Source organism: Xenorhabdus taiwanensis (genome assembly GCF_036512875.1).
GTDB classification, from domain to species: domain Bacteria; phylum Pseudomonadota; class Gammaproteobacteria; order Enterobacterales; family Enterobacteriaceae; genus Xenorhabdus; species Xenorhabdus taiwanensis.
The window spans coordinates 262,502-288,461 of sequence record NZ_AP028978.1 but is presented as its reverse complement, the minus strand read 5'-3'; the positions used below and the strand labels follow the sequence as shown (position 1 = coordinate 288,461).

23 protein-coding genes and 1 pseudogene are annotated in these 25,960 nt (G+C 43.1%); 8 read left to right on the top strand and 16 right to left on the bottom strand.

The genetic code is table 11. From position 1 onward, the window contains the following. Positions 1–24: 24 nt before the first annotated feature. Positions 25–591: a peptidylprolyl isomerase A gene (gene ppiA / locus ACE1SE_RS01210; RefSeq protein WP_374052307.1), complete on the bottom strand. Its 567-nt coding sequence runs from the start codon at positions 589–591 to the stop codon at positions 25–27. Between the two features lie 292 nt (positions 592–883). Between ppiA and yihA the strand changes: the two genes are divergently transcribed. Next, positions 884–1,507: a ribosome biogenesis GTP-binding protein YihA/YsxC gene (yihA, locus tag ACE1SE_RS01205; RefSeq protein WP_374052306.1), complete on the top strand. Its 624-nt coding sequence runs from the start codon at positions 884–886 to the stop codon at positions 1,505–1,507. An 84-nt stretch (positions 1,508–1,591) separates the two neighbouring features. Here yihA and spfP read toward each other — a convergent pair whose 3' ends face one another. The 5 genes from spfP to ACE1SE_RS01185 form a co-directional block, all read right to left on the bottom strand. Continuing rightward, a complete protein-coding gene (gene spfP, locus ACE1SE_RS18875; RefSeq protein WP_438361642.1) occupies positions 1,592–1,639 on the bottom strand; it encodes a small protein SpfP in 48 nt (15 codons plus the stop codon). A 329-nt stretch (positions 1,640–1,968) separates the two neighbouring features. Then, positions 1,969–4,761, bottom strand: coding sequence for a DNA polymerase I (polA, locus tag ACE1SE_RS01200; RefSeq protein ID WP_374052305.1), 2,793 nt, complete (start codon positions 4,759–4,761; stop codon positions 1,969–1,971). Between the two features lie 408 nt (positions 4,762–5,169). Then, positions 5,170–5,793, bottom strand: a complete 624-nt coding sequence (gene dsbA, locus ACE1SE_RS01195; protein WP_374052304.1) for a thiol:disulfide interchange protein DsbA — start codon at positions 5,791–5,793, stop codon at positions 5,170–5,172. 16 nt (positions 5,794–5,809) lie between these two features. Further along, a complete protein-coding gene (locus tag ACE1SE_RS01190; protein ID WP_374052303.1) occupies positions 5,810–6,799 on the bottom strand; it encodes a serine/threonine protein kinase in 990 nt (329 codons plus the stop codon). Positions 6,800–6,817: 18 nt separating this feature from the next. Further along, positions 6,818–7,087: a YihD family protein gene (locus ACE1SE_RS01185; RefSeq protein ID WP_374052302.1), complete on the bottom strand. Its 270-nt coding sequence runs from the start codon at positions 7,085–7,087 to the stop codon at positions 6,818–6,820. 191 nt (positions 7,088–7,278) lie between these two features. Here ACE1SE_RS01185 and mobA point away from each other — a divergent pair, with 191 nt between their 5' ends. Together mobA and mobB are read left to right on the top strand one after the other, a co-directional pair. Further along, a complete protein-coding gene (mobA, locus tag ACE1SE_RS01180; protein ID WP_374052301.1) occupies positions 7,279–7,881 on the top strand; it encodes a molybdenum cofactor guanylyltransferase MobA in 603 nt (200 codons plus the stop codon). Next, positions 7,878–8,402 carry a molybdopterin-guanine dinucleotide biosynthesis protein MobB gene (gene mobB / locus ACE1SE_RS01175; RefSeq protein ID WP_374052300.1) on the top strand — a complete coding sequence of 175 codons (525 nt, stop codon included), beginning with the start codon at positions 7,878–7,880 and terminating at the stop codon, positions 8,400–8,402. The genes mobA and mobB overlap by 4 nt, the downstream gene beginning before the upstream one ends. A gap of 216 nt (positions 8,403–8,618) precedes the next feature. Here the strand turns inward: mobB and lsrG are convergent, their stop codons facing one another. Genes lsrG through lsrA form a run of 6 tightly spaced genes read right to left on the bottom strand, consistent with a single transcriptional unit; the run spans position 8,619 to position 14,497 of the window. After that, on the bottom strand, positions 8,619–8,918 hold the full coding sequence (lsrG, locus tag ACE1SE_RS01170; protein WP_374052299.1) for a (4S)-4-hydroxy-5-phosphonooxypentane-2,3-dione isomerase: 300 nt from the start codon (positions 8,916–8,918) through the stop codon (positions 8,619–8,621). Positions 8,919–8,922: 4 nt separating this feature from the next. Beyond that, complete coding sequence (gene lsrF / locus ACE1SE_RS01165; RefSeq protein ID WP_374052298.1) at positions 8,923–9,804, bottom strand: 3-hydroxy-5-phosphonooxypentane-2,4-dione thiolase; 882 nt, start codon at positions 9,802–9,804, stop codon at positions 8,923–8,925. A 46-nt stretch (positions 9,805–9,850) separates the two neighbouring features. Next, entirely contained in the window at positions 9,851–10,870 is a 1,020-nt protein-coding gene (gene lsrB / locus ACE1SE_RS01160) for an autoinducer 2 ABC transporter substrate-binding protein LsrB (protein WP_374052297.1), read from the bottom strand. A gap of 36 nt (positions 10,871–10,906) precedes the next feature. Continuing rightward, the gene (gene lsrD, locus ACE1SE_RS01155) at positions 10,907–11,935 is read right to left on the bottom strand and encodes an autoinducer 2 ABC transporter permease LsrD (RefSeq protein WP_374052296.1); all 1,029 of its coding nucleotides are present in this window, start codon (positions 11,933–11,935) and stop codon (positions 10,907–10,909) included. Continuing rightward, positions 11,935–12,948 carry an autoinducer 2 ABC transporter permease LsrC gene (lsrC, locus tag ACE1SE_RS01150; protein WP_374053557.1) on the bottom strand — a complete coding sequence of 338 codons (1,014 nt, stop codon included), beginning with the start codon at positions 12,946–12,948 and terminating at the stop codon, positions 11,935–11,937. The genes lsrD and lsrC overlap by 1 nt, the downstream gene beginning before the upstream one ends. Beyond that, positions 12,926–14,497, bottom strand: a complete 1,572-nt coding sequence (gene lsrA, locus ACE1SE_RS01145) for an autoinducer 2 ABC transporter ATP-binding protein LsrA (protein WP_374052295.1) — start codon at positions 14,495–14,497, stop codon at positions 12,926–12,928. The genes lsrC and lsrA overlap by 23 nt, the downstream gene beginning before the upstream one ends. Positions 14,498–14,735: 238 nt before the next feature. On the opposite strand from lsrA, the gene lsrR reads away from it, so the two are divergent. The 4 genes from lsrR to ACE1SE_RS01125 all read left to right on the top strand — a co-directional run bounded on the left by lsrR (position 14,736) and on the right by ACE1SE_RS01125 (position 20,571). After that, a complete protein-coding gene (gene lsrR, locus ACE1SE_RS01140; protein WP_374052294.1) occupies positions 14,736–15,746 on the top strand; it encodes a transcriptional regulator LsrR in 1,011 nt (336 codons plus the stop codon). A 74-nt stretch (positions 15,747–15,820) separates the two neighbouring features. Then, on the top strand, positions 15,821–17,413 hold the full coding sequence (gene lsrK / locus ACE1SE_RS01135; RefSeq protein WP_374052293.1) for an autoinducer-2 kinase: 1,593 nt from the start codon (positions 15,821–15,823) through the stop codon (positions 17,411–17,413). A gap of 386 nt (positions 17,414–17,799) precedes the next feature. Next, positions 17,800–18,750 carry an AAA domain-containing protein gene (locus tag ACE1SE_RS01130; RefSeq protein WP_374052292.1) on the top strand — a complete coding sequence of 317 codons (951 nt, stop codon included), beginning with the start codon at positions 17,800–17,802 and terminating at the stop codon, positions 18,748–18,750. 96 nt (positions 18,751–18,846) lie between these two features. Further along, a complete protein-coding gene (locus ACE1SE_RS01125) occupies positions 18,847–20,571 on the top strand; it encodes an AAA domain-containing protein (protein WP_374052291.1) in 1,725 nt (574 codons plus the stop codon). Positions 20,572–20,715: 144 nt separating this feature from the next. Here ACE1SE_RS01125 and gorA read toward each other — a convergent pair whose 3' ends face one another. Both gorA and ACE1SE_RS01115 read right to left on the bottom strand, forming a co-directional pair. Then, positions 20,716–22,071 carry a glutathione-disulfide reductase gene (gene gorA, locus ACE1SE_RS01120; protein ID WP_374052290.1) on the bottom strand — a complete coding sequence of 452 codons (1,356 nt, stop codon included), beginning with the start codon at positions 22,069–22,071 and terminating at the stop codon, positions 20,716–20,718. A gap of 208 nt (positions 22,072–22,279) precedes the next feature. Beyond that, positions 22,280–23,122 carry a 23S rRNA (adenine(2030)-N(6))-methyltransferase RlmJ gene (locus tag ACE1SE_RS01115; protein WP_374052289.1) on the bottom strand — a complete coding sequence of 281 codons (843 nt, stop codon included), beginning with the start codon at positions 23,120–23,122 and terminating at the stop codon, positions 22,280–22,282. A gap of 708 nt (positions 23,123–23,830) precedes the next feature. Here ACE1SE_RS01115 and ACE1SE_RS01110 point away from each other — a divergent pair. Beyond that, positions 23,831–24,211, top strand: a complete 381-nt coding sequence (locus ACE1SE_RS01110) for a DUF1090 family protein (RefSeq protein ID WP_374052288.1) — start codon at positions 23,831–23,833, stop codon at positions 24,209–24,211. 66 nt (positions 24,212–24,277) lie between these two features. On the opposite strand, the gene ACE1SE_RS01105 is transcribed toward ACE1SE_RS01110, so the two are convergent. Further along, the gene (locus ACE1SE_RS01105) at positions 24,278–24,814 is read right to left on the bottom strand and encodes a hypothetical protein (protein ID WP_374052287.1); all 537 of its coding nucleotides are present in this window, start codon (positions 24,812–24,814) and stop codon (positions 24,278–24,280) included. A gap of 635 nt (positions 24,815–25,449) precedes the next feature. Next, positions 25,450–25,781: pseudogene (locus tag ACE1SE_RS01100) on the bottom strand (IS1 family transposase); the annotation flags it as partial. Positions 25,782–25,960 lie beyond the last annotated feature (179 nt).

Below are 25,960 nucleotides of genomic sequence, written 5' to 3'. Positions count from 1 at the left end.
CGTACGATATCTGTATTCGGGCTGTTAAGGTTCAACCTTAGCAGACAAGATCACAATTGGTTTTGCCGGTACATTTTGATAAGGGCCAACATTTTCTGTTTTGACCTGAGAAATTTTATCAACCACATCCATACCTTTGACGACTTTGCCAAAGACCGCATAACCAAAGTCACGCTGCCCGTGGTCAAGGAAAGCATTATCGGTCACGTTGATAAAAAACTGGCTGGTAGCGCTGTCCTTATCTGCAGTACGTGCCATAGCAATCGTACCACGAAGGTTACGCAGGCCGTTATCTGCTTCATTTTTGATTGGCACTTTGGTGGCCTTCTGCTTCATATCTTTCGTAAAACCACCACCCTGAATCATAAAACCTGGGATAACACGATGAAAGATGGTGTTGTTATAAAATCCCTCATTGACATACTCAACGAAATTCTTGGTAGTAATTGGTGCCTTATCGCTATCTAACTGAAGTTCGATTTCTCCAGCTGATGTTACCAGCTTCACGTGAGTTTCAGCAGCTAATGCTGGGACAGCTATCGCACTGATAGCACATGCAGTCATAAGCGACACAAAAATACGTTTAAACATTGATGATTCCTTTATTTTTGAGGTCAACAATAAAACTCATAACAACAAAACTCATTAAGTGTAATTCCCAATGGAGTGAAGTTCCAACGATTTACCTACATTTACGAGTATCTCAACTGCTCAAGGTGAGTTATACACGCTATTTGCCGACTACCTGTGCCGTTCCTTGTCAGAAGAAATATCGATATAAATGACGGTAAAATGTCGGTATAAAGTTACGCCTGTCCACAAGCGGTTGCTCTCGGTATAATCACCGCGCTATTTTTGTGTATTCCTGAGGGAGATAACCATTTTGACCATCAAAAACTACAACTATCATATGACCCACTTTATCACGAGTGCACCTGACATTCGCCACCTGCCTCAAGATACGGGCATTGAGGTCGCGTTTGCCGGCAGGTCAAATGCGGGTAAATCCAGCGCTCTGAATGCACTAACCCGCCAAAAGAGTCTAGCGCGTACCAGTAAAACCCCTGGCCGTACCCAGTTGATTAACCTGTTCGAAGTAGAAGAAGGTGTTCGTCTGGTAGACTTGCCGGGCTATGGTTATGCTGAAGTCCCAGAAGAGATGAAACGTAAATGGCAGAAAGCCCTGGGGGAGTATCTCCAAAAGCGTGAATGTCTGTTAGGGCTGGTGGTTTTGATGGATATCCGCCATCCACTGAAAGATCTGGATATGCAAATGATTAAATGGGCGGTCGTGATGCAAGTTCCCGTCATGGTATTGCTCACTAAAGCCGATAAACTGGCTTCCGGTGCCCGTAAGAGTCAACTGGCAAAAGTTCGTCAGGAATTGGCCTCTCTGAATGGTGATATTCAGGTCGAATACTTCTCCGCCCTGAAAAAAATCGGCACCGATAAACTAGAGCAAAAACTCAATCTTTGGTTCAATCAGCCTGCTATTGAGGCGGAGTAACATCCGCTCCTGCCTTACTGCACTTCCACTAATCGGACATAAAAAAACGCCCCAGTCAAAAAATATGACTGGGGCAGCTAATATTCAGCTAAATCCGATTACGTGAAGTAAAAGGTCTGAAAGATAGAACATCTTACCTCTGTACCCTACGCCGATAATTTTAACCTATTCTTTTAATCAAAAAAAGACTTTTTTGTAATTAATTTTCACTAATTACCTCGATTAAGCTGTTAACATTTAAGCAAAACAGGTTATTATGGCGTCATTAATGTAGTTTAATTACATATTTATGAGATCCAGATCTAATCTAAAACCTAACTTAAATTCTTGTCACACGCCTTTTCACGGCGTAATTGATATAATCCAGTTCATTAAACAAGCAGTATTTTCATAAAAATCATTCAATAAAAAAAGAACCGCATTTCTGCGGCTCTTTTTCAGCTTCTAAGATAAAAGGGATATCAGTGTGCCTGATCCCAATTATCACCAATTCCAACATCCACTTTTAACGGCACATCAAGCTGCATACTCTGTTCCATCAGCTCTCTGATTTTCTGCCCCGCTGTCTCCAGCTCTGACTCATGCACTTCAAATACCAGTTCATCGTGAACCTGCATAATCATACGTACATTTGGTTGCTCACTGACAATCCAGTTATCTACCGCAATCATTGCCAATTTGATGATATCCGCTGCCGTCCCCTGCATAGGTGCATTGATGGCTTCTCGCTCTGACGCCTTACGGCGCATAGCATTACGCGATTTGATATCCGGCAGGTACAACCGACGGCCTTCCAGCGTTTCGACAAATCCATGATCAGCCGCCTGCGCCCGTGTACGTTCCATATAGGCCAACACTCCCGGATAACGTTCAAAATAGAGATCCATATAGCGCTGTGCTTCACCACGCGGAATACCTAATTGGCGAGATAAACCAAACGAACTCATGCCGTAAATCAGACCAAAGTTAATCGCCTTAGCACTGCGACGCTGCTCACTGGTCACTTGTTCTAATGGTACGCCAAACACTTCCGCAGCCGTCGCACGGTGGATATCCTTACCTTGGGCAAATGCTTCCAATAAGCCTTTGTCCTGTGATAAGTGCGCCATAATACGCAATTCAATCTGTGAATAGTCCGCCGCCATAATGCGGTAACCTTCCGGCGCAACAAATGCCTGACGGATGCGGCGCCCCTCACCATTGCGCACAGGGATATTTTGCAAATTTGGATCGCGGGAAGAAAGGCGCCCCGTCGCAGTTACCGCCTGATGATAAGAGGTATGAACGCGATTTGTCAGTGGGTGCACCATCTGCGGCAATTTATCAGTGTAAGTGGTTTTCAGTTTTGCCAGGCCACGATGTTCCAAAATCACCCTTGCCAATTCATGATTCTCTGCCAGCTCTTCCAGTACTTCTTCATTTGTTGATGGTGCGCCATTTGGCGTCTTTTTCAATACTGGCAAGTTCATTTTTTCAAATAAGATGACTTGTAGCTGTTTTGGTGACGCCAGATTGAATTCTTCCTCTGCCAACTCATAAGCAAATTTTTCCAGTTCATCCAAACGCGCAGTGATTTCCCTTGAATGTTCTGCCAACGTTTGGGCATTGATCAACACCCCTGTTCTTTCCATACGGGACAGCACTGGCACCAGTGGTATTTCGATCTTCTGGAAAACTTTTTGCAGAGTTGGTGCATTCTCTAACTGAGGATATATAGCCTGATGTAGTCTAAGAGTCACATCCGCATCTTCTGCTGCATATTTTGCAGCTTCTTCCAATGGAATTTGATTGAAGGTGAGTTGCTTTTTGCCCTTGCCCGCAATTTCTTCAAATGTGGTGGTTTTATAGCCAAGATGACGATCAGCAAGGCTATCCATGTCATGCCGCCCTGCTACGCTGTTCAAAACATACGATTCCAGCATGGTATCGAAAACAATGCCATTTAAAGCAATGTCATAACGCGCCAAAACACCACGGTCAAATTTCAGGTTTTGACCAATTTTAGGCAGATTGGCATCTTCCAGCAGCGGTTTTAATGCTGCAAGAACTTCGTACAGTTCCAATTGCTGTGGTGCATCCAGATAATCGTGTCCCAATGGCAGATAAGCGGCTTCAACTTCTGATTCCCCCACTGCAATGGCAAAGGACATTCCCACCAGATTCGCTGTTAGGGTATCAAGACTGTCAGTTTCCGTATCAAAAGAGAATGCCGGAACTTGTTTCAGCTTTTCAATCCATTCATCAAGAACCGGACGCTCAAGGATGGTTTGATAATTTTCCGGTGAAATTTTAACAGCGACTGGTGCAGCAGCCACTGATTCTGACTTAGTGCTGGCTACAACAGATTTCTGCCCATTACCTTCCAGCCAACTGCCATTCTGTACGTCACTAATCCAACGTTTGAATTCATAATGATTGAACAGAGACAGTAACTCATCCGTATCCAGAGGCATAACAGAAAGATCTAAACAGGTCCGATCCAACTCAACGTCAGTTTTGATTGTCGCCAATTGGTAGGAAAGATAAGCCACCTCTTTATGCTGTTCCATTTTACCGCCCAGTGTTTTGGCTCCACGGAAACCAAGTGTGGCAATGTCATCAAGCCGAGCATAGATCTCATCCAATCCGCCAATACCCTGCAATAACCCCAGAGCGGTTTTCTCTCCCACTCCCGGCACCCCCGGAATATTATCGGAAGAATCCCCCATTAAGGCGAGAAAATCGATCATCAGTTCAGGAGGGATACCATATTTTCCCTCAACCTCTTCCGGCCCCAAAATAGTGTTGGTCATGGTGTTAATCAGCGTGATATTTGGCGTCACCAATTGTGCCATATCTTTATCACCAGTGCTGATCAGCACCGAACGGCCTTCTTTTTCAGCCTGCAAGGCCAATGTACCGATAACATCGTCAGCTTCAACCCCGGATACAACCAGAATTGGCAGTCCCATTGCTTTAACCATTTTGTGCAACGGTTCAATCTGCAAACGCAAATCATCCGGCATGGGTGGCCGATGGGATTTATATTCAGCAAACAACTCATCACGGAACGTTTTGCCTTTGGCATCAAACACGACCGCCACATGACTGGGTTTATACTGCATGATTAAACTTCGCAACATGTTCAGCACGCCATACATGGCGCCCGTCGGTTCTCCCGAACTGTTTGTCAGTGGAGGAAACGCATGGTATGCACGATAAAGGTATGAAGAACCATCAACCAAAATCAGGGGATTGTCTGCTATCTGTGCCATAAAATTTTCTTCGTCGTTCTGTGGGGTGAATAAAGAATAGAATGCCATACTGTGTCGTTATAGACGAATTTTGCGGGAATTTTCTCGTACTAACTTGCATTTTATGACAAATATTCTTATGGGTATTCTGTGGATAACTTTGTGCACAAAAAATGGCACATAAAACAGATTTATGCTTATTACCACAAAGAGTGGATAACAGGAGATAAAAAATCAATGAATTACGCGGAATATTAAATAAATATTACAACCGCTTTAAAATCACTGACTTGTGGATATTACCGGAGTTTATGTTATGAAAGGTGTTTTTTGGCAAGTATTGTGCCAACGCTCTCATGGCCGGCACAATACCTAGATTATTTTATATTAATACTAGCGTTTTTGTTTCGTTACGCCCCCACTTGCAACTTATTTTTTGTTCACCAGATAGTTCACTACCTCTGAGAATTTCTGGGCGTAGTCCAAAGCTGAACGGGTATCAATTCCACCATTGTTAATCAAATATTTGCCATTAACAAAGATCGACGGAACACCGCGCAAGTTGAAATCCTTGGCTGACTGACGCTCTTTAGCGGCTACTGATTGCACGATAAAGCTGTTCAGGGCTGCATCATACTCTTCACCAGAGACTCCCGCTTTGATGAAAGCATTACGGATATCTTCCTTGCTATTGATGGTTTGGCTTTTCTGAATACCATCAAACAAAATAGGTGTAACTTTATCTTCAATTTTCATGACAATGGCGACTGCCCAGGCATCAGTCAATGCTTTCCCCAGAGGTCCCAGAAAATCCACATGATAACGTTCATGGGTCACACCTGCTGGCAAATTTTTCTCAACAGTAGCAGGGACATGATAAATATTTTCAAACTGATAGCAGTGAGGACAATAAAAAGAGAAAAATTCCACCACCTGAGGCTGATTTCCAACCGGATCTTTTAATTCGGTATATTGTTTGCCTTCAGAAAAACCGGAAGCAGATGCATTAAATGCCATAAACGCTCCCACCAGTGCCAGCCAAAATTTCTTCATAATGGTCTCCAAAAAATTAATACATCGGGTTGAGCTGTAAAGGCGGCTCTTGTAACAGCCGGACTTGTTCAGAAAAAAGATTCACTTGCTTATGCCAAAAATCACTATCAGCCATCCACGGAAATGCTTTTGGAAAAGCCGGATCTTGCCAACGACGGGCAACCCAGGCTAAATAATAGACCATTCGCATCGCACGCAGAGGCTCTATTAATGCCAATGTCTTGGGATCAAATGCCATAAACTGACCATATGACTCAAGCAAGATATCCAACTGGATCAATCTTTCTTGCCGTGAGCCATTGAGCAACATCCACAAATCCTGAATAGCAGGACCATTGCGGGCATCATCAAGATCCACAAACCATGCTTCATCACGCCACAAGATATTACCAGCATGGCAATCACCATGCAGCCGCAACACCTGCCAGTTATCATGCCATTGGCTTGCGACTGACTGATTCAATTCATCTAGTGCAGCCAGAAAATTCTGTTTATGTCGGGCGGAAATAAGTTCACATTCAGCCAGATATTGATATGGCTGATATAAATATTCATTCAGGTTAAGGGTGGGACGAGCAGAAAATGGTTTCTTTGCCCCAACTTGATGCATTCTTCCCAGCAATCGCCCAACGTCTTCCAATTGGTCAAAACTATCTGACTCGTACTGACGCCCTCCCACACTGGGAAAAATGGCAAAAAAGAAACCGCCATAATTCAGCACTGTCTGCCCATCAAACCTTAACGGGGCTGCCACGGGCAAATCAGCCTGTTGCAATTCATGTGCAAAATCATGTTCCTCCTGAATTTTCTGCTGGCTCCAGCGCAGGGGGCGATAAAATTTCACCACATAGCGTTTGCGGTTTTCGTCCATGAACTGATACACCCGATTTTCATAGCTATTCAGTTCGGTTAGACCAGAATCAAGGTACAGGCCAGACTGCCCTAATGCATCCATGATTAAATCTGGCGTAATATTTTGGAAATTAAAAGCCTTCGTTCCCGTCACAACACAGTTCTCTCTTCATCAATCTTTAATAATGCCCCGGGCACGCAACAACGCTGTCTTAAAATCTTCTTCATAATCTTTTTTCAGCCCAGGGATTTCTGCATGGCTATCCGTACCGCGCATTTTCAGGTGATAAATCAGAATATCATCCGTCAATTCAGACAACGGCCCTGTGAATCCCGCTTCATCAGCCAGTTTTTGCAACAGTGCCAGCAGATTTAAATCCGGCTCATTCTTCCATACTGGATGTAAAAGTTCGATAACTTCATTGAGGCGGTGATAGGTCATTTCTAGTTCCTTATAAATCACGATACAAATTAGCAGGGTTAATGGCTCAGAGAAAGCATTGGTCTGTCAATCAGCGTAAAGTTATACTGCCACCTCAAGCAGCATGGTTAGATATTGATTCACAATGGTTATAAAGAAAAGGTATACCAAACATTAAATATTTTTCATTGCCCAATATCAGGTGATTTGACATGACGCATCCAAAAATCAGTGGCGCAATTCTGGCAGGAGGATTATCCACCCGCATGGGAGGAAACGACAAAGGATTGCTGCAATTTAACAATGCACCACTATACCAACACATTGCTACAAGATTGCAGCCTCAGGTTCATGAACTGTTGATTAATGCTAATCGCAATCTGGACATTTATCATCAGAGTGGCTATCCCATCATACCGGATATCATTGCCGATTTTTCCGGGCCATTGGCAGGTATGTTGGCGGTTTTAAAAAACGCCATTCACGAATGGGTGGTATTTGTTCCTTGTGATGTCCCCAATTTCCCTGAAAACCTGGTCGCAAAACTGTGGCACTACAAACAAAACGCTTGGGCTGCTTATGTACATGATTGCGTGCGAGCACATCCTACCCTGGTATTAATGCACCGCAGTCTGATCCCTCGTCTGGAAAGCTATCTCGCTTTGGGAGATAGAAAACTGATGTTCTTTATGCAGATGATTAAGGCAAAGGCAGTCTATTTTCCCAATCCCAACGCTTTCACTAACTTAAATACCCCTGAAGAATGCCATAACTGGAAACACCGTCATTGGGAATGCTTTCAGGAGCCAGCATGAACCACAGCAGCAACTATACAGCACTGCCTATTCTGGGTATCACCGCTTATAGTGGAACCGGAAAAACAACACTATTAAAGCAAGTCATTCCACTGTTATGCCGGCAACATATCCGCGTTGGACTTATTAAACATACTCATCACAATATGGATGTCGATAAGCCAGGCAAAGACAGCTATGAACTCCGCAAAGCGGGTGCTGCACAAACGTTAGTTGCCAGTCAGCAGCGCTGGGCTTTAATGACTGAAACCCCAGAGTTACCAGAACCGGATCTTTACTATCTTGTCAGCCGATTTGATGCAAATTCGCTGGATCTGATTTTGGTTGAAGGATTCAAACAAGAGCCAATCCCCAAAATAGCACTTTATCGAGACGGCCTGAATCACACCGTTGATGAAATTCTCGATCCCTATGTAATAGCAATTGCCAGCGATATTGCGCTGGCAACACCACTGCCACAACTTAATATCAATCAGCCAGAACAAGTAGCAGCATTTATTACCACGTGGTTACATCAATAATCATGGTGACGCCAATATTCCGGCGGAAGAGCTGGAATGCCGCGGTTTTACCATCCTCAATGATATTGTGCTCAACAGGCATTAAAAATAAGCTGACCTTAATTACCCTCCGTTATCATTATTACATTGATAAACAGAGGGTTAAACCAGTCTTATTTTCCATTTGATGACATGCGAAAATATTTGCTGTCACTCGGCCTGATGTCTCCTTTTGCCTTACTTCCCTTCCGGCATCAAACCAACAAACGTCGTTTTTTTACGAGGCTCAGTCATCAATGCTTCCAGTTTTTCGACACAGCGCAAGTAATGGGATGTTTTCTTATGCGCCGCAACAGCTTCTTCATCAACATAGACTTCATAGATATAAAAGCGGGTTGGGATGTTTTCATCACGCAATACATCGAACCGTAAATTGCCTGGTTCTTTAACAGAACCGAGGTGATTATCCCGAAATACTTCGATAAATTCGTCTATCTTGTCAGCCTTAACATTAATTTCCACTAATGTGACATGCATATTATTACCCCTTGGCTTTTTCACTCAGGAAAAGCTCATAAGCCTGAGCAGGTTTCTCATTATGATGCACCACTGCCTGCACAGCTTTCAGCATCGCAACAGGTGCTTCCGACTGGAAGATATTGCGTCCCATATCCACACCAGATGCCCCTTGATCAATCGCCTGATAGCACATATTCAACGCCTCCAGCTCCGGTAATTTTTTACCGCCTGCAATCACAATCGGCACTGGGCAGCCCGCCACTACTCGCTCAAAACCGTTATCGACATAGTAAGTTTTGATAATATTCGCCCCCATTTCGGCTGCAATGCGAGTCGCCAGCGAGAAATAACGTTGGTCACGCGCCATATCTTTACCAACACCTGTCACCGCCATTGTTGGCATACCATAACGTGTACCCTGATCCACCAGCTTAATTATATTTTTGATGGATTGGTGTTCGTATTCTGAACCGATATAGACCTGTGCCGCAACCGCACAGACGTTGAGGCGAAGTGCATCTTCCATTGCCACCGCAACAGCTTCATTGGACAGTTCAGTCAGAATCGAGTTGGCTCCAGACGCACGCAGAACTACAGGTTTATTGGTTGCAGGCGGAACCTGACTGCGCAGGATACCGCGGGTACACATCAACACGTCGGTGTGTTCAAACAACGGAGCGATATTGATATCAATACGTTCTAAACCTGTGGTTGGGCCTTGAAAATAACCGTGATCAAATGCCAGCATCACCGTTTTATAGGTGTTGGGGTTAAAAATACGTGACAAACGGGACTGCATACCCCAATCCAGCGCACCACAGCCTTTCAGTTCAAACAGCGTGTTCCGTTGCGGTGTATTAATGCCAAAATCTTTACCATCTTTGATATCATCTAAATCTGCCATTTCTCCCTCCAGAAAGGTGTCAGGGGCTGCATACCAGCCCCATGAATTAGAAATCGTACTGATTGATATTGTCTTTGGTGAAAATTACTCGCTCCGGCATAACAACAATGCCGTTGCCCTCCGCCTCATAACGGTATCCCTGTACACTGTTGGGTGAGATTTCAACGCTGCCAATATCAGGAATATTCAATTTATCTCCCACATTCAGCTCGCCTTTTTGCAATATCTCATTGGTAACGTGAATAGCTATCTTGCCCTGCTTGACCACATCCCACAAAGCGAACTGTTTGACCGTACCATTTTCAACATAAGGACGCATGACATTCGGGGTACTGAACCCAACAATCGCAACATTCTGACGCTTCAGGTTTTCTGCTGCCTGCGCCGCCGCAGGCAAGGCATTGGCATCTGGAGCGATAATCGCATCCAAGTCCTCCCACGCTTTCAAAATGCCTTCCGCCGTCTGCAAAGATTTGGTGGCATCGTTATAGCCAAATCGGGTGGTAACAATTTCCCAGTTCGGATGTTCCTCTGCTATTTTTGCCTTAGCCTCTTTCACCCATTGGTTCTGATCCGTCACTGTCGGGCTGGAATAGAAAAATGCTACTTTCGCTTTTTCTTTCTTCACTTGATTTGCAGCCATATCCACCAAAATCCCACCCAACTGTTTTGGTGTTCCTTGATTGATATAGATAGAGCGGCATTCTGGCGCAGTATCGGAATCCCACGTCAATACCTTGACACCACGCTTCATAGCGCGTTTCAACGCCGGACACAATCCATCTGGTGACACGGCTGAAACCACTATTGCATCATAGCCTTGGTTAACAAAACTATTAATAAGCTGAACCTGTCCCGCAACACTCGGCTCTGTCGGACCATCGTAAGTGACTTCAATACCCAGCTTCTTACCTGCTTCTACCGCACCTTGCCCACCACTGGTAAAGAACCCAACGCCGACCAATTTAGGGATAAATACTATCTTTTCTGCCGCCTGAGCCCAGGAAACACATCCCAGACTTAGTGCAGCAGCCAAAGCCAGTTTTTTCATTGTTGGTGCTTTCATGCCTATCTCCATTTATTTTTATTTCAAGATCGTCTTTCATGTTTCAGAAATATGTTGTTGTGAAACAGAAACCCTTCGACGTTGCCACCAATCACAGATTTGATGGCGATGCAGCGAAGCGGACCGTCCTATCACCGCTGCAATCAGCAAGGCACCAGACAACGCACTGGATATCTGGTTAGGAATTCCCACCATCTGCAATCCTTGCTGCAAATAACCCACCAGCAAAACCGCCAGTGCCGTTCCCGTAATCGAGCCAGATCCACCGTAAATATTGGCTCCTCCCAGCACTACAGCAGTAATAGCAGGCATCAGAAAAGAACTTCCCAAATCGGAACGCGCCGAACCAAAATAGGAGACCAAAATAATCGCTGCCACTGCCGAAGCCAGCCCGATCAAAGCGTATAACAAGCATAAAATTCGATTTACAGGGATAGCACCGTAACGGGCAGCACGGTTACTCTGCCCGATAAGAAAAACATTGCGGCCATGGTGGGTACGATGCATATATAGCCAGAATACCAATACAAAAAGTATAAAGATGACCAAAGGAACAGGCAGGTTGAGTAGTGTCAGATTGGCAAAATCAGTAAATGTATCAGGAAAACCACCAATGCCTTCATATCCCGTCGCGCCAGATAGTCCCGACAACAATAAGGCACTACCACCAAACAGGTACATCGTGCCGAGGGTAATTACCAACGGATTTACACCCGTATAGAAAATCAGGGCAGCATTAATCAGGCCACACAGCCCCCCGACAAGTAAAGTTAGAGGAATTGCCACAATCATCGGTAAACCAGCCTGATACATGACACCCAATGCAATAGCACATAGACCGATAATCGAACCAAAAGAGATATCAATACCACCACTGACAATTACCATCGTTAGCGGCAACGCGATAATACCGATACAGATAAAATCGCTGGTACTAAACAACAGCACGTTAATATCCAGCATCCTTGGATTAACTATGCCAAACAGTAAAATTTCCGCCACCAACAACACTAAAAGCGCCGTTTCCCAACCATAACGTTGCCCATAGCATTGTACCCTATTCATTATGGCCTCCCGTTTCTTGCGGTATGTTTGTTTGTTGGCTCAAGGAAACGGGCGTAGCGTTGCTGGCGTAAATTCTTGCCAACGACATTACGTAATCGCCCATCCAGCACTAACACCACCAACAGGACAAGCCCAGCGATAAAATCATTCCACCAGGCCGATAACTTGAGTAATACCAGCACACTATCAATTTGCGTCAGAAAATATGCGCCGAAGATCGCCCCAATGACAGTTCCGACTCCCCCCAGCAAACTGATGCCACCTAATACACAAGCAGCGATGGCTTTCATCTCCAGCCCATCCCCCGTTTGATTTGGAATAAAGCCAATCTGTGCCACAAACACAATGCCTGCCAATGCTGCCATCACTCCATTTACGGTAAATGCCGTGATGCGAATGCCATTGACGGGAGCACCAAGCCGACGAGCGCCTTGCAGGTTATCACCCGTGGCATAAAACCCACGGCCAAACGCAGTCTTCTTTAACACCCATGCCATAGACAGAATTAATAACATCAACAACCAGCCGATTGGTGAAATACCAAATAGCATTGGTCTGGCGAGATCTTTAACCCCGGCAGGCAAGCCTTCGATCCATTTACCACCAGTTAACAACAGCATTAGCCCACGGTATAAGCCGAGCGTGCCCAACGTGGCAACAATAGCTGGAATTTTCAACCATGCCACCAACACACCGTTAATCAACCCTGCCATCATTCCAATCAGCAACGTCATTAAACAGGCAACCGCCAACGGAAACCCTGTATTAAGTAACATTCCCAACACGACAGCACATAATCCGGTAGTTGAACCAACAGACACATCAATATTGCGCGTCAACATTACCAACGTGGCACCCATCGCTAATAAAATAAGGATTTGGGCATTACCGAAGATCATAGTGACAGTCTGGAGACTGAACGCATGGCGATCGAGGCTCCCTAACAAAGCAAACAACCCCAAAATGGCGATCAATGCTGTAGCTTCGCGGTTATTCTGGATGAATTTCAATATGACGTTCCCCAAAAGAAAGGCGCATAATCTCGCCCACATTCATGTGGTCTTTATCAAGCTGTCCACAAAGTTCACCGTGATGCATGACCAGTATGCGATCAGCTAACTGAACAACTTCATCAAGATCAGAAGAAATCAGGAGAATCGCCACCTGCTGGCTGGCGATGTTATGAATAAGTTGATAGATATCATTACGCGCCCCGATATCAACACCACGGGTTGGTTCATCAATGATCAGCACCGTAGGCTTGGCTTCCAAACATTTAGCAATCAGAATCTTTTGTTGATTACCGCCAGACAGGGTACGTGCAGACTGATTTACATTGTGGAATCGAATATTAAGCGCCTGGCGATATCGTTCCAATACGCCAACATCGTGGGCAGTACGCGTCCAGAAAGTACTCCTGCTGTGAGTCAGCGAACAAACATTCCAACTCAAAAAGGCGTCAAGAAACAATCCAGAAGCCTGTCGATCTTCAGGCAGATAAACCAACCCACGTTGCAACCGCTCTGCTGTATCGAGTTTATTGATTATTTGCTGTCGGAAACGAATTTCACCACCCGCCATCGGACGCAATCCGTATAGCGTCTCCGCCAGTTCAGTACGACCTGCTCCCACAACGCCAGACAAACCAACAATTTCCCCCGCTCGTAGTGTCAGGGAAATATCACGGAATCCTTCCCCACACAGAGAGGTCACTTCCAAGACGGGGATTTCTGGTATGTTATCCAATACATTATCGCCAGCTTCCAAGCTCAATTTCTGCTTATCAGCCAACGCAATTGATTTTACCGTAGGTGTAATCGCCTGAATTATTGCTTCCGTTGTAAAGCGCTCAATCGCGCCGCTAAGAGCGATGCTCCCATCTCGTATCACACTGACATAATCCGCAATCTCACGAATTTCAGGCAACTTGTGGGAAATGAAGATAATCCCCACCTGTCGCTGCTGTAATTCCCGTATTCGCGCAAACAAACGTTCGGTTTCTGCGGGAGTCAACGCGGCAGTTGGCTCATCCAGAATCAAAATGCGAGAATTACGCATCAAGCCACGCATAATCTCCACCAACTGCTGATCTGCTACATTCAAACCGCCGGCTGGCATCTTCAAGTCAATTTGGCAATCAAGCTGAAGCAGTAATTCATGCATTCGACTTGTACTGGCTTGATGTTTTGGCAAACGAAACAGGATATTTTCCTGAACGGAAAGATTCGGAAATAACAAAGGTTCTTGTGGAACCAGATAAATGCCCCGTTGATGCGCTTTCGCTGGTGTCAGATGGCTGACAATAGCACCATCCACAACCAAAGTTCCGGCATCCGGCTGTTCAATACCAGCAATGATTTTCATCAAAGTTGATTTACCGGCACCATTTCCACCTAATAATGCATGAACCTGCCCTGACATCAGAAAGAAATCAATCTTCTTCAACACCACCAAGCCTGAAAACTGCTTACTGATCCCACGAGCAACTAAAAGCGGAGCACGGTTAGCCGGGTTCAGGCAAAACGGATCATTAGTATTAGTGGCAGTATTGCTCTGTGACATCACGTACCTCATAGCCTTTTGGGTTTGCGTTTCTGACACCGATGCGAAATTGAACATTTATTTATTTTAAATACATTTGTTCAAAACTCTAATGCAAAACTTAAGATTTTTTCAATAATCAGATCACATTTTGTGAAAAAATTAGACCTACATTAAAATATGTTCAAATTTTGCGATAAGCCTCTAGTACATTAGTGATATTTATGCTTATTCTTTCCTCGTGGATAAAGAAGTTATTATGTCGACCAAATTAAGTAAGAAACAATCAGTATCAGAGAAAAGCGTATTATCCGAGGAAATTGACTATTCAAGCTACAACTATCCAGGAAACAGCATGAGTGAAGAAGAACTGATGGCCCGCATTGCCTGGTTTTACTATCACGATGGTCTGACGCAAGGAGACATCGGTGAATTACTCGGCCTCAGTCGCCTGAAAGTCTCCCGTCTGTTAGAGAAAGGACGGCAGTCTGGCGTGATCCGCGTTCAGATCAACTCACGCTATGAAGGGTGTTTGGAGTTGGAAAATGCCTTACAAAAACGCTTTAATCTCAAACAGGTTCGCGTATTACCTACCCTTGATGGCATGAATCTGAATGCCCGTCTCGGTATCGGAGCCGCTCATCTGTTAATGACGCTGATTGAACCTCATCAGCTATTAGCAATTGGATTTGGTGAAACACCGATGTGTACCTTGCAGTATCTGAGTGGTTTTATCTCATCCCAGCAAATTCGGTTGGTGACGCTGTCAGGGGGTGTTGGCCCTTATATGACTGGCATCGGCCAGCTTGATGCGGCCTGCCCTGTCAGTATCATTCCTGCACCACTGCGAGCCTCCACCCAGCAAGTCGCGACAACGTTCCGCGAAGAACGCAGTGTACGGGACGTGATTTTGGCAGCTTGTGCGGCCGATATCGCCATCGTCGGTATCGGCGCCATCAAACAGAAGCAACATGCAACTATCATGCGTTCCGGCTATATCAGCGATGGTGAACAATTGATGTTTGGCCGCAAAGGTGCTGTCGGCGACATTCTTGGTTACTTCTTCAATCTGGAAGGTGAACTGATCAACGATATTGATATCCATCAGGAACTGATCGGTATCTCATTACCAGAAATAAAAACCATCCCGAACGTGATTGGTGTGGCAGGTGGCATCGAAAAAGCAGACGCTATCGTTGCTGCACTGAAAGGAGGTTACATCAACTCACTGGTGACAGAAGAACAGACCGCGAGAGCTATGCTAATTTGATCGACGAATAATCTCTATCCATCCCCTGTGCCATATCGAATAAAAAGAAGATAACAACAGACGAGGATAGTATCATGAATCAACGCGCTCATGCTCACCCATCAAGGAAGTATTTGATGGCGCTTGATGCAGGAACTGGCAGTATCCGTGCAGTTATATTTGATCTCGAAGGGAATCAGGTTTCCGTTGGACAAGCCGAATGGATACACCATCCTGTGGCTAATGTTGCGGGTTCAATGGAATTTGATCTGAAAAATAACTGGCAACTAGCCTGCCAATGTATTCGGCAGGCACTGCAAAAGGCGGAGTTGCCTGCCAATGCAATTCAAGGCGTTGCCGCCTGTTCAATGCGGGAAGGGATTGTTCTTTATAATCGTGATGGTGATCCTATCTGGGCATGTGCCAACGTAGATGCCCGCTCCAGTCATGAAGTTAGCGAGCTGAAAGAGCTTTACAATAATACCTTTGAATATGATGTCTACCGCTATTCCGGCCAAACATTGGCATTGGGCGCAATGCCACGCCTGCTTTGGTTGGCACACCATCGTCCTGATATCTATCAACAAGCCAGTACCTTAACCATGATCAGCGATTGGCTGGCTTATATGCTAAGTGGTGAGCTGGCCGTTGATCCCTCTAACGCGGGTACAACAGGCATGCTGGATTTAGCCAGCCGTAATTGGCGCCCCAGCCTGTTGGAAATGGCGGGATTGCGCTCTGACATCCTCTCTCCCGTCAAAGAAACGGGCACCTTGCTCGGCTATATTACAGAAAAAGCCGCAGCAGAATGCGGTCTGAACAATGGTACTCCCGTGATTATGGGCGGTGGCGATGTTCAACTCGGCTGTCTTGGCATTGGTGTCGTTAAACCCGCCCAAACCGCAGTACTCGGTGGAACATTCTGGCAGCAAGTCGTCAATCTGCCTGAACCCATCACCGATCCAAACATGAATATTCGTATCAACCCGCATGTTATCCCCGGCATGGCACAGGCAGAATCCATTAGTTTCTTCACTGGTCTCACCATGCGCTGGTTCCGCGATGCTTTTTGCGCAGAAGAAAAATTGCTGGCGGAACGACTGGGCGTTGATACCTACAATCTGCTGGAAGATATGGCGGCACGGGTTCCTGCCGGTGCCTATGGTGTCATGCCGATTTTCTCCGATGTTATGCGTTTTAAATCGTGGTATCACGCCGCCCCATCTTTCCTCAATCTCTCGATTGATCCGGAGAAATGCAACAAGGCAACGCTATTCAGGGCGCTGGAAGAAAACGCAGCTATCGTCTCGGCATGTAACCTTGATATGGTTTCAGCCTTCTCTGGCGTCCAGGCAGAATCGCTGGTCTTCGCAGGCGGTGGCTCAAAAGGAAAACTCTGGAGCCAAATTCTGTCTGACGTTACGGGACTGCCTGTTCGGGTGCCAGTGGTAAAAGAAGCAACGGCATTGGGTTGTGCCATTGCAGCGGGGGTTGGTGTTGGATTATATGATTCCATGCCCGCAACAGGAGAAAGGTTGGTACGTTGGGAGCGGGAATATCAACCGAATTTACGCCACCGTGAAGTTTACCAAAAAGCGAAGAAAGATTGGCAGGCAGTATATGCAGACCAACTGCATCTGGTAGATGATGGGCTAACAACTTCATTGTGGAAAGCACCGGGATTGTGATTTTTTATTGGCCTCTTTAACAATTAGAGGCCAATCATATACAGGATCAGGTTTGATGTTGAACTGGACTCCCATATCGCAAATGCGGCGCTAAAACATCTTGACCAATTCAATGTTTTACCAATGGGATTCTTCTGACCGGTGTACGACGTGACCCACAAAGCCCATTAACACGTATATATTGCTCAGCTCAGTAAAGAAAACATTGAAATACTAGGGCTGTAATGTATCAAATTGGGCAGTTTGAGCGCTTACAGATGAGGTTTGTCACTATATCCATCTGAATTCACACCCACAACTTTAAAAAACCGAAATTTTTGGGTTAGAATACAGCTTAATATTGTTTTACAACATATTGTTTTACAAAAAAGGGGGGTTAGCGGCGCATGGATGAGCGGAAGTACTTGGTACTGACCAGAAGCAAGCAAAGTGAATTCAAGAATACAACCAAAAGGGTTGTCGAGGTCTCTCCATCAGGTAGCAAAACTCTCGTCACCTTCCTAGATGGGAAGACCTTACCCTATAACAAAACAAATGTCCGTTTTTTTGAGTCCCCTGAAGCCCTTGATATAGAAAACTCGATTGTTAGATTAAGAAGTGGATCAAATAAAAAATGGGATGAAGCATTTAATTTTGATAACCAATATGTGGTTTTTTTCACTAATGGATATATCGAAGAATTCCCATTTTCTGATGTAGAAATAATACCAAATATTGCTAAGCAGAAAGAAACAAAGCACCTTATTGATTATTACAGATACCTCGCCAAGTTTTTGAAAGAATCCTCACCGTATGTACACTACTATTATGAGAAAAAATTAAATCAAATCAGAGATGACTCAGTACTAAGCAACTTTGTAAAAAGTGCCCAACCAAAGAGTAAGGCTTCGTCGTCTATCATTTTCCCTTTTGGTGTAAACCCATCACAGCGTGAAGCAGTTACAAATGCGCTAACATCACAATTAAGCATCATTCAGGGACCTCCGGGAACAGGAAAAACACAAACCATACTCAACATAATTGCAAACTTAGTCTGCCAAAATAAGACGGTAGCTGTGGTTGCCGGAAATAATGCAGCGACCAGTAATGTTTATGAAAAGTTAGAAAAAGAAGGCTTTGGCTTTATTGCTGCAAGCCTTGGAAAGGCTGACTTACAAGAAAAATTTTTTGTTAAAAGACATAATATTCCTGAAATTTCTCATTGGGAACTTACAGAAAGAGCACTACTGCACACAAGACAAGAGATTGCTTCCACAGATGACCTGATTTCCGAGTTGCTAGAACTGCAAAACGAACAAGCAAAAATTAGAGAATTAATAAGTAAAATTGATATTTAAAGTAAGTATTTCGATAAGCATTTCTCTGTAGATCCGATAAATCCATCAAACTGGTCTTTTGGTAACAAATGGTCAACACCAAATTTACTGAGGTTTATGGCTGAGATAGAGCACTTTTCAATAAACGAAAATCTGTCTTGGCCACTTAGAATTAAGTGGTTATTTAAATATGGAATCTATAGGTTCAAGGATATCAAAGTCCTTTCCAGTAACTTGCTTAAAAGGCTTATCTCTGAATATTATCAAAGAAAAAAAACAGAACTGACAGAGAATAAACGTTTAATTGACCAAAAGTTGGATCAATACAAATTCGAAGAGCTGCTAAGACAGTATACCGATAGCTCGATTACTCTATTAAAACACCATATTTTTTCAACGCATCATAAAATTAAGCAAGTTGAGTTTAATCATAAGTCTTACAAGATAAATCTTTTTGATGATTTTGTTAAGCGCTTTCCTGTCGTACTAAGCACAACGGATTCAATCATTAACAATAAAGCCGACAATGAACTATTTGACTATCTCATTGTAGATGAAGCATCGCAAGTAAACCTCCTTACTGGAGTGTTAGCCATGGCATGCGCCAAAAATATGGTTGTCGTGGGTGATTTGCAGCAGATACCTCATATTCCAAATAAGTTGCTTACAGTTACCCATTCCGATATTGATGAAAAATTTGGCATTCCAAATAAGTATAGTTATCTGACTGAGAGTCTATTGTCATCTGTAAACAAGGTCTTCGATAAGGGGGCACCTTCCGCGCTACTTAAAGAGCACTATCGATGCCACCCTCGGATCATAGACTTCTGTAATCAGAAATATTATAACGGTAAGCTGATCATTATGACTAATTCAGATGAAGATCCATTTAAAATTCTAAAGACAGCTCCAGGCCATCATACTTGCAAAGATCCAAGTGGTAGAAGTCAAATAAATTTTCGTGAATTAGAAGTTATTAAATTGGAATTACTTGAGGAAAGCTTGCGCAATATAGATCCTATAAAAATTGGTATTGTCACACCTTATCGTGCCCAAGTTAAAAATGCGGGTAAGATTATTGATAAAAAAGAAATAAAAATAGATACCGCACACAAATTTCAAGGGCGTGAGAAAAACATTATCATATACAGCCCAACGGCAAGCTGGGCAGACAAGTTTAACGACAGTCCAAACCTGATCAATGTAGCTGTTTCACGAGCGAAAGAGAAATTCATCATGGTAATGTCTGCCAATCTGCTAAAAAAACAAGGTACTAATATTGGTGACTTAATCCGTCACATTGAATATCAATCCATGTCGCCTAGCATTTTTGAAAGTAAAACAGTCTCAATATTTGACTGCTTATACAGTGAATACTCACCTGTTTTACAAGAATTTAAAGATCGCGTCACAAATAAATCGCGGCACTTTTCTGAAAATCTAACAGCTACACTATTAAATGACATTCTTACTGATGAGATTTTTACTTCATTTACATATAAGCACAATTACCCACTAAGCTTACTAATAAGTGATTTCGGAGTATTAACAGAAATTGAAAAGAGATTTGGACAACATCCGAATAGCCACATAGATTTTTTGATTTTCAATAAGCTAGACAAGCTCCCTGTGCTTGCAATAGAAGTAGATGGCTACCGTTTCCATACTCTCGATTCTAAGCAGAGGCAACGGGATCAGAAAAAAGACAATATTCTGCTTAAGTTAGGCATTCCATTATTACGGCTTTCGACCAAAAGAAGCGGAGAAAAGGAAGAAATTCAAAAGGCATTACAAAACGTCATCACCTCCTTACCTGAATCCGATACGGAACAACATAACTAGGTGTTCTAACAGCTCCATTAAAGCTATTGGATTATCAAACCCAACCTTAAAAGCTGGTCGGTCTATAGCTACACTAGGCCAGATTATGTCTAACCTAGTGAGTATTTTCTAGTAGCACAAACGTATAGAGGTAAGATTCCTACATTAACCCCTCATAGTTACAAACTCTTCCGCCGCCGTCGGATGGATAGCAACCGTATTATCAAAGTCCTTCTTCGTTGCCCCCATCTTCAGCGCAACCGCAAAACCTTGCAGTATTTCATCCATTCCAAAGCCGATACCGTGAATACCAACTATCTTCTCATTGGCTCCTATACAGACCAGCTTCATACGGCATGGCTGACGGTGCTGCGTCACTGCGGTGTACATTGCGGTGAATGACGATGTATAAACCTTAACCTGATCTTCACCATACTGAGCTTTTGCCTGTGGCTCCGTCAAACCTACAGTGCCAATTGGCGGATGGCTAAACACCACTGTAGGTATATTGGTGTAATCCAGATGCTCATCTGGTTTGTTATTAAACAGACGCTCTGACAAACGACGCCCTGCTGCTATCGCAACCGGCGTCAATTCTACTGCGCCCGTATTATCACCAACTGCATAAATACCATTAATATTGGTATTCTGATACTTATCGACCTGAATATAGCCTTTTTCATTCAGTTCAACACCTGTTGCGTCCAGATTCAGCTCATCTGTCATCGGCTCACGCCCAATCGCCCAAATAAGCGTATCAACAACTTGCTCTCGACCATCCTGCAATTTAACTGTCAGGCTACCATCATGATTTTTAATTACAGACTGCAATATTGCTTCTGTATGCAATGTCGGCCCTTCATTTTTGATGACTTCCAACAGTGTTTCCACAATCATAGGGTCGAAAGAGCGCAGAGGTGCATGTTTACGGACAAACAGATGCGTTTCACTACCTAGCGCATTCAAAACACCCGCGATTTCAACAGCAATATAGCCAGCGCCTACCACAGCAACGCGCTGCGGCATTTCATTAAGCTCGAAAAAACCATCTGAATCAATGCCATATTCAGCACCGGAAATATCTGGACGCACAGGACGTCCCCCTGTCGCGATCAGGATATGGTCGGCCGTGATTTTTTCGCCATTAACCTCAATAGTATGTGCATCAACAAAACGGGCGAATCCTTGAATGACATCGACCTTATTATTATTCAATACGCGTTCATATGATTGATGGATACGATCAATATAAGCAGTACGGCTGGCAATGAGTTTTTTCCAGTCGAAATGATTAACGGTGGTATCAAAACCATAATCGGGGCCATATTGATGAATAGATTCCGCAACTTGAGCAGCGTGCCACATTACTTTCTTTGGTACACAGCCTACATTAACACATGTCCCACCTAATGCCTTTGCTTCAATCAGGGCACATTTTTGCCCATACATGGCTGCACGGTTAATGGAAGCAATGCCGCCACTGCCGCCACCAATTGCAATATAATTATAATGTTTACTCATCTTAGGTCACTTCCGTCTAATCAATTAAGTTACTGCTAAAGTTCAACCTAACGTCATTATTACAAAAAGTTATCATTGACGGTGGTCGATTCTAACTCTTATTGCCATAGGCCACAGCTATCGAGTGATATCGCATCACTGTTTATTCAGAGGTAATCTATTGAATAACGATATCTTTAATAATGATGCCACACGCTGAACCTTTACCTTATTCGGGGACAATCCACGTTACTGATGTATGTCCTGTACCTTCAGGAACCAGTACCTGATGCAACCACGGTAATATAGCCTTCATCTGTTGTTCTAATTTCCATGGCGGATTAATGACGATCATACCTGATGCCGTCATACCACGTTGATCACTGTCAGGGCGAACACCAAGTTCAATTTGTAAAATCTTACGAATACCAGAAGCTTCCAGCCCCTTCACCAAGCGTTTAATCTGCTGACGCAGAACAACGGGATACCACAGTGCATAAGTACCTGTAGCAAAGCGCTTATACCCTTCCTGAATACCCTGAACGACATTCTGATAATCCGATTTCAATTCATAAGGCGGATCAATCAATACAAACCCACGACGGCTTTTTGGTGGCAACTTTGATTTTAATTGCTGGAAACCATCTTCCCGCAGGACACGGGCACGTCTGTCGCGGGAGAATTCCGTACGCAACAAAGGATAATCGCTGGGATGCAATTCACTCAGATTAAGTTCATCATGCTCCCGTAATAAATGACGGGCAATCAGAGGAGAACCTGGGTAATAACGTAAAGAGCCTTGTGGGTTCAGCGCTTTCACAACATCCATGTACGCCACCAATTCTTCGGGGATATCATCACGCTGCCAAATACGGGCAATACCTTCCAGATACTCTCCCGTACGCTCGGCATGTTCCCCACTCAAGTGATAGCGGCCTGCGCCAGAGTGAGTATCCAGATACAGGAAAGGTTTTTCTTTTACCTTAAGCGATTCAATGATCAGGCTTTGTACTACGTGCTTTAACACATCAGCGTGGTTGCCGGCATGGAAGCTGTGGCGATAACTTAGCATTAATTTATTTCCTATTGATTTTTAATAAGTTTTAGTTTAACACAAGGCGAATAAATCACTTTATTACCCCACGAATTACCCCACAAGTCATTGTACGAGCACTAAAACACGACAAAGCATAGTAACAAAGTAGCTGCCGTCATAGCATCTTAAAAAGAGTAAATGTAGTCGAAAAGAGCTGATAGCGTGGGGTAACAGATTATCCCACGGAGATAAAATGAGGCCAGAGTGCTAATCAATGGATTTAATGCGTGACCAAACTCTGTTTTTAAGCTCATCTAATGGTGATACTTGAGTAATTACTACTATTTCTATTTAATTTCCTCCTTTTGGGCAATATTAAATCAATCTAAAAACATCGGTTACAGTTATGCCATAGGGATAAAACTGTTTTTTTGCTTTCACCAACAGAATATTTTTCGAACCTAGTTCAGAACATTTCCTCCATATCCTTTAACCGCTTCTATTTTGTGACAGTAACGACAAACCACATCCACTTTAGCCCTATCTCACCCATAATAAAAAGTAGGGAGTTTATCACAAGATCTAATTATTGGGAGCATGACCTTCAGTTCGTCAATCTGACATTCCTTGTCTTACTGCTGCGCAGAAAAATACTGAATAGGCACTAAGAGGGATTTTCAGGATCAAAGCAAGATCAGCGTATAAAATTTCAGATAAACAATCTCAAAATCTTAGGAATAATTCATGATGTCGAAAACAGTGATCTTATCTGTATTGATCGTTTTCAGTATGAGTGTTGCCTATGCAAACCGGGGTAAAACGGGATGTGAGGTTAAGGAAAAAACGTTGGAAAAACAGCTCCAATATGCTCAAGCAGATAAAGATAATCGTCTGATAAAAGGATTAACTCGCACGTTAGAAAACATAAAGATTATATGTGCTCTGGAAGAACTTCTGCAAGAACAAAACAATAAGCAAGAAACAGTGAAAGACAATGCGAAAAATAATACAACAGGAAATTTAGCTGACAAGAACAGTTCACCACCATTGAAACGGCCAAATAGCAAAAGTCAATCTCGCAAGCCTTCTAAAAACAACAAAATAGACATAAGAAAAAATAAATAAAAAATGCAGGCCGTGTAAAAACACGGCCTGCATCCAATCCTGTATTTATTTTATCATCCAATAGATTTATAGCTCTTTCCCTCTAATTTGCTGTGCATTAGAAGGGAAGATATTGTAATAAATTTTATCACTCATAAGCGGTTCATTTTCAATTTTCACTGAAAGAATGGAGTTATCCTTAGAAATAGCATAATGGCTAAAATAACTTCCTTTTCTTTCATTGGGATAATAAAAATTAGGCTTAATAAATTTTTTCATATAAGACTCATCTGGTGGATGATACTCATCTGAATAAATCACCTTTTGATCTCTGACAAAAATAATTTTATAAAAAAGGCTGGTTTCATAATTAAAATTTATCCCGATAATTTTTTCAATATCCTCTGGTGCGATGCCTTTGTCGATGATATACATTTTGTCCCAGTCAAAAGGAATAATTTTATTCATATCAATCAAACAGATTGTATTTCTCTGGCAATGCTTATCAGCGTAAGCAATAATCCCTAATCTGCTGTTCTCAAAAGAAAAAAATAAAATAGCAATTCCCAGTATTAACGAAAAAATAATCATATTACTTTTGTTGACACCACGGAAAAACATCATTCCCCCCTTCATAATCAAATTTGATATGAGAAAACGGCCTTGGAATTTTAACCTTTAAAATCAACCAATTGATATTATTCCTTATGAGTTTTACAACTTCACTTTTATCGCCACATCTTGCATCACGGCACTGATAAACCCAGGCAAAAAAACACTCCCTTCTGCCTTTCCAACAGCAGCCTGATATTTTTAGAATTTACAATATATTATGAAGGTATATCTTGAATTATGGAGACAACACCACATCACTTATTACATACAAGAGATTGTTATACAATTACTATTTGATATCTTAAGTGCGGTTTACAAGATAAAATAAATGCCTATTTCTAACCTTTAGCATCAAAAGAGTTATACAGAAACACTCTGAATGACTAAAAAGTATAGTAATTGTACCCATGTTTTTTTTGATTTCAAATAGAAAAACATGGTAAACAAATAATATACTAGATAAATAGTTGCTAACGTGATTTTATGATAGCTTTAGGGTAATCAAATGTGCCTGAATTATTATGTAATGGAATAATCATAAAAAGAAATTAAATACTGGTAATTTATACACGTTAAATAAGATTGGCTGGCCTTCATTTGTCAGCAGGCGGTTCAATGGGTCATGAATCCAATAGTTAGATTTGTTATGAAATATAATAGTTACGCTCAATGAACGTGCCTATCACTTTATCGTGCATTGCTTCGGATTTGGAATAACCTATCGTTTTGCGGTTCAGCCTTTTTATCCTGATGCGCAGAGTGAGATTCGTTCTCTCAATGCGTTGGGTAAATTTCTTGCCTGTGAGGTGTTTCTCCGCAGGAAGGCAATCGTAGACAACATAGTCATCTGTGCAGTAGCACTGAATGTTGAAAGGAGCCAGAAGTGCCAGTGGTTTTTTAACGTTTTCCTGCGGCGGTCACCAAACACATGTGCCACGATCTTTTTCATGTTCGGCTCCCAGGCATTTCTTGACCATATATGGACGCCGGGTTGTGCAAGCACTAAATTGATACGGTTTGCGACCATATATCCGGCGTCATTATGGACTCATTTGTCCGCGCCATGATGTCATCCGCACCCTGTTTCCTTATCACTACACCGGTCTATCACTACCTTGGTATAACTCAGGCTATGACAGGGACGGTAGCCGTTTT